Source organism: Allofournierella massiliensis (assembly GCF_004345265.1).
Taxonomy (GTDB): Bacteria; Bacillota; Clostridia; order Oscillospirales; family Ruminococcaceae; genus Allofournierella; species Allofournierella massiliensis.
The window spans coordinates 1-4,225 of record NZ_SLUM01000062.1 but is presented as its reverse complement, the minus strand read 5'-3'; the positions used below and the strand labels follow the sequence as shown (position 1 = coordinate 4,225).

Below are 4,225 nucleotides of genomic sequence, written 5' to 3'. Positions count from 1 at the left end.
CTCTATTCTACGGGGAGGTTTCTCTTTGTCTAGGGCTAAAGCCGTTTTTATTCCACCAGCTTAGCTGGTGGTTGTCGCTCGCTCAAGCTACCCAAAGCAAAAAGGCACGCAGCCCGAACAATGGGGCTTGCGTGCCTTTTCTTTTTCTGTGGTTTTTTCGGCTTATTCGATGCCGGTCACTTCGTAGCCCGCATCGGTCACCGCAGCGGCCAGCGTCTCGTTGGGCACATCCGCGCTCAGGGTCACCCTGGCGCACTTGCCCTCCAGATCAGCCACGGCCTGCACGCCTTCGATGGCGTTCAGGGCTTTTTCCACATGAGCGGTGCAGTGGTTACACATCATGCCCTCGATATGAATGATTTTTTCCATGTGTAAAACTCCTTTCGGCGGCTGTGCCGCGGGAATATGAGGCATTGCCTCTTCGCTGGGCAGAGCGGCGGAATCCGCCCTGCTTGCTTTGAAGAAATTGAGCCGCAGCGCGTTGGACACCACACACACGCTGGAAAGGCTCATGGCGGCGGCCCCGATCATGGGGTTCAGCACCAGCCCAAGGCTGTAAAACACACCGGCCGCCACCGGAATGCCGATGCTGTTGTAGAAGAACGCCCAGAACAGGTTTTCCCGGATGGTGCGGATGGTAGCCCGGGACAGGCGCAGCGCGTTCACCAGATCCCACAGATCGCTCTTCATCAGCACCACGTCGGCGCTGTCGATGGCCACGTCGGTGCCCGCGCCGATGGCGATGCCCACGTCCGCCCGGGCAAGAGCCGGGGCGTCGTTCACACCGTCGCCTACCATGGCTACCCGGCGACCCTGCGCCTGCAAAGCGCGCACCTGGGCTTCCTTATCCTGGGGCAGCACCTCGGCCACCACCTGTTCAATGCCAAGCCGGCTCTGGATAGCTGCGGCGGTGCGGGCGTTGTCGCCGGTGAGCATGACCACGGTCAGCCCCATGGCCTTCAGCTGACGGATGGCCGCCGCGCTGGTGGGCTTGATCGGGTCTGCTGCCGCCACGATACCCAGCAGCTTTTTGCCGCTGGCAAAGAACAACGGGGTCTTGCCCTGCCGGGCCAGCTCCTCGGCCCGCCGGTCGGCATCGCCCATCTCCACACCGGATTCCTGCATCAGCCGGGCGTTGCCCGCCAGATACTCCACACCGCCCAGCGTGGCCTTCAGGCCACGGCCGGGCAACGCTTCAAAACGTTCCGGGGCAGGCAGTTCGACGCCCTCGGCAGCATTCAGAATGGCTTCGGCCAGCGGGTGCTCACTGGGCTTTTCCAGGCTTGCGGCAAGACCAAGCAGCTCGCCTTCGCTCTGGCCCGCCAGCGGGATCAGATCGGTGAGCACCGGCTTGCCCGCAGTGATGGTGCCGGTCTTGTCCAGCACAACGGTGTCGACCTTATGGGCATTTTCCAGCGCCTCAGCGTTCTTATAAAGAATGTTCAGCCGGGCCCCCTTACCGGTGCCAACCATGATGGCCACCGGGGTGGCAAGGCCCAGCGCACAGGGGCAGCTGATGACCAGCACGGAAATGGCCCGGGCCAGTGCAAATTCCAGCCCCTGCCCCAGCGCCATCCAGACCAGGAAGGCCAGCAGCGCAATCCCCATAACCACCGGCACGAACACACCGCTGACCCGGTCGGCCAGCTTGGCAATGGGCGCCTTGCTGGCAGCGGCATCCTGCACCAGTGCAATGATCTGGGCCAGAGTGGTATCCTCTCCCACCTTTTGGGCCCGGAAGGTGAAGCTGCCCGCCTTGTTCAGCGAGGCGGCAATGACCTTGTCGCCGGGGCCCTTTTCCACCGGGATGCTCTCGCCGGTTACGGCTGCTTCATCCACACTGGAAAGGCCCGCCAGCACCACGCCATCCACCGGGATGCGCATGCCCGGCTTGATGACCACGGTATCCCCCACGGCCACTTCAGCCGCCGGGATTTCCATCTCCTGCCCCTGCCGAAGCACCAGCGCGGTTTTGGGGGCAAGATCCATCAACGCTTTGATGGAAGCACTGGTGCGCCCTTTGGCCCGCGCTTCCAGATATTTGCCCAGCGTAATCAGGGTGAGGATGGTACCGGCAGACTCAAAGTACAGATCCATCCGGTAGCGGTCCACCAGCGCCAGATCGCCGGTGCCCAATCCCCAGCCAATGCGGTAAAGGGCAAACACACCGTAAATCACCGCCGCACCGCTGCCCAGAGCAATCAGGCTGTCCATATTGGGGGAGCGGTGCCACAGGCTTTTCAGTCCCACCTGATAAAACTTCCGGTTCAGATACAAAATGGGCAACACCAACAGCAACTGGGTCAGGGCGAAGGGTACCGCCCCCGCCTGACCGTGCATCCAGCCGGGCAGCGGCAGCCCCATCATGTGCCCCATAGAGACGTACATCAACGGCACCAGAAACACCAGCGATGCGATCAGCCTGTGTTTCATGTCTGCCAGTTCGGCAGCCACCGGGTCCGGCTCTTCGACCTGCTTGCCGGTATTTTTTGCCGCGGCTGCATTGGCCGGGCTTGCGCCGTAACCTGCCTGCTCCACCGCCTTGCAGATGCCCGCGGCATCCAGCACGGTCTCGTCGTACTCCACCTGCATGGAATTGGCCAGCAGATTCACCTGCGCGCTTTTTACGCCGGGCAGCTTGTTCACCGCCCGCTCCACTGCCGCCGAACAGGCTGCACAGCTCATACCGGTCACATTATATTTTTCTTTCACGGGTCTCTCCCCCATTTCTGCGATTTATTCCGGTTCTATTATAGCCCTTCCGGTTCTTTTCATACAATGGAGGTGCAGTTTGAATTCCGCTCTGATTTTTCAACCTTTGCTCCAGTTTTCTGCCGATGTTCCTCCTCGCGGGCATTTTTCACTGCCTGCTCCAGCCGCTCCACAGCCTGCTTCCAGACAGGACTTTCGGTAAGCGGAGCAGGAAGCGGGCGTTCGGTGAGCATTTGCAGCGCATTTTGCAGCAGGAAGGCCCGGCTTGCTCCGCCGCTGCAGACCGGGCACTCATCGCCGCAATCTCCCTGGGGGGCACGGATGACGTCCTCCACAAAACGCTCCGTCTCCCGCTGGGCGTCCTCCCAGCGGCCAAGGCCCGCATACAGCTCTATCCGGCGCACCGCGGCCACCCGGCCGATTCCCTGCCCGCCTTCCGGGTCCGGGAACTGTTCGGTCAGTCGGTCGATCTGATCCAGCAATTCCAGCGCTTTGGCCTCATCACCCTGCTTTTTGGCAATGTTCGCGAGCCCCAGCAGGCTGAGCTGGGCGTTGTGAAGATGGATGGACAGGTTTGCAATCTCCAGCTGTTGGGCTTCCTCCAGCTTGCCCTGCTGCAGCAGGATGGACGCCCGCATATTCCGGGCATCCTGATTGCAGCCGGGCAGTCGATCCAGCGTGGACATGGCATCCTCCAACCGACTGCTCAGCACATACAACCCCGCCAACGACAGCAGCGCCGCCCTCTGGCTCTCTTCATCCGTCAGTTCGCAGGCCCGCTCCATTAACTGAATGGCCCGTTTCAGCTGCCGCCCGGCCTGTTCCTCCTGATCGCTCACCGAAAGATACTTGGCGTACAGCCCACCACAGCAAAACGCCAGATACAAATCGCCGGGATATTCCCGCAGCCGGCCCTCGCAGAAATCCCAGGCCTTCTGCCACTGGCCTGCCTGAAACATACATTCGGCAGTCTCGCGCAGGGCGTTCACTTCCTGCTCGGTGAGCTGGGATTTGAAATCCAGCAGCTCATCCGGCGTGCAGTCCAGCGCACGGGCCAGCGGGCAGAGCAGCGCCACATCCGGCAGAGCGCTGGCCGTCTCCCATTTGCTCACCGCTGCGCTGCTCACCCCCACCAGTTGGGCCAGCTGCTCCTGCGTCATGCCTTTGGCACGGCGTTTTGCCTGAATCACCTTTCCCATGGTCTGTTCCATTCTGTTCTCCCCTTTCCCGGCATCTGGCCGCTCAGCGTTTATCTCTTATTTCGATTTTATCCTACCACGATTTTTCCTCCCGCACAATGGAGCTGTTTTCGGAGTGCCAGTTGAAAAATCAGAACCAGATTCCAGAACCGTTTCTCTCAAGGGTGCAGAAAAGGCACAGGGAAACTTCCCTGTGCCTTTTGTTTTGTTTGCTTAAGCGTAAAGACAACCCCCGGCTAGGCCGGGGAGTGTAAAAGAAATTATATAATGAAAAAAGACCTACTGGTAGAAAAGAGTTGCGGTCGGCCAACTGC

General features: G+C 60.6%; 2 protein-coding genes. Both read right to left on the bottom strand.

What is annotated here, in order from left to right; translation table 11 throughout:
* Positions 1-162: 162 nt before the first annotated feature.
* Positions 163-2,712 (bottom strand): heavy metal translocating P-type ATPase, encoded by a 2,550-nt coding sequence (locus EDD77_RS17765; protein WP_341439648.1) that lies wholly within the window; start codon positions 2,710-2,712, stop codon positions 163-165.
* A gap of 59 nt (positions 2,713-2,771) precedes the next feature.
* The gene (locus tag EDD77_RS17760) at positions 2,772-3,923 is read right to left on the bottom strand and encodes a helix-turn-helix domain-containing protein (RefSeq protein WP_058966562.1); all 1,152 of its coding nucleotides are present in this window, start codon (positions 3,921-3,923) and stop codon (positions 2,772-2,774) included.
* Positions 3,924-4,225: the final 302 nt, after the last annotated feature.